The following is a 1,161-nucleotide window of genomic DNA, read 5'->3' on the forward strand; positions in this document are numbered from 1 at the left end:
GTCGAAGGGCGTGAGGTCGGTGATCTGGCTGCCGATATGCGCGTCGACGCCGACGATCTCCAGGCCCGGCAGCCGCGCGGCCCCGGCATAGACCTCGCGGGCACGGGCGATCGGGATGCCGAACTTGTTCTCGGACTTGCCGGTCGAGATCTTGGCATGGGTCAGGGCGTCCACGTCCGGGTTGACCCGGATCGAGACCGGAGCCTTCTGCCCCCGCGAGGCCGCGACCTCCGACAGGGCGGCGAGTTCGGGCTCGCTCTCGACGTTGAAGCAGAGGATGTTCGCGTCGAGGGCGGCGGCCATCTCCTCGCGGGTCTTGCCGACGCCGGAGAAGACGATGCGCTCGCCGGGCACACCCGCGGCCAGCGCCCGGCGCAGTTCGCCCTCGGAGACGATGTCCATGCCCGCGCCCTGGCGGGCCAGGGTGGCGAGGACCGCCTGGTTCGAATTCGCCTTCATGGCGAAGCAGACCAGGGCGTCGTCGCCGGCGAAGGCTTCGGCGAAGACGCGGTAATGCCGCTCCAGGGTGGCGGTGCTGTAGCAGTAGAACGGGGTGCCGACCTCTTCCGCGAGGGCAGTCAGATCGACGTCCTCGGCGTGAAGCCGCCCGTCCCGGTAGTGGAAGTGGTGCATGTCAGGACAATCCGCCGCCTCGCGCGCCGCCGGCCCGACGGAGCCGGCGCGCCCGAATGGCGCGTCTCGCCCCGTGCTGTCTAGACGCTTTCCGACGATCCTGTCGGCGCGGCAGGCCCCGGAGCGTTGCAACCCGGCCCATCGCGCCCGCGTGTCGCGCCCTCGCGCCGTCCTTGGCGGATCGTCCCGGAGGCGGCCGCTTACAGGATCGGATCGAGGATGAAGGGTTCCTTCGGAACCTTGTAGCCGCGCTTGCTGCCGCGGGAGGTCGTCACCGGCACGCCGTCACCCCCGGCGGGGATCGCCGAGGCGCTCAGCTCGTCCCCGGCCTGGACCGCGTCCGGATCCGGAGCCGCCCCACGATCCCCCACGCCGACCGTGCTGGTGGGCAGGCTCCGCGGCGAGGCCGGCGCCCCGGGCCCGGCGGTCTCGGCACGGGGTCCCGGGGCGCCCGGCGGCTCCAGGCTGCCGCGCCGGCCGCAGGCCGTGCAGGCCAGGGCGAGGCCGAGCGCGATCAGGATCGAGAGG

At 72.8% G+C, this 1,161-nt stretch carries 2 protein-coding genes; both read right to left on the reverse strand.

Translation table 11 applies throughout. The annotated features are described in order from the left end of the window. A partial coding sequence (locus MZTS_RS24050) for a diaminopimelate decarboxylase family protein (RefSeq protein WP_192285804.1) occupies positions 1-633 on the reverse strand: 633 nt, incomplete at its 3' end. A gap of 200 nt (positions 634-833) precedes the next feature. Next, positions 834-1,161: hypothetical protein (locus tag MZTS_RS24055; RefSeq protein ID WP_246482261.1), on the reverse strand; the 328-nt coding region annotated here is incomplete at its 5' end.

Source organism: Methylorubrum zatmanii, assembly GCF_014845115.1.
GTDB lineage: Bacteria > Pseudomonadota > Alphaproteobacteria > Rhizobiales > Beijerinckiaceae > Methylobacterium > Methylobacterium zatmanii.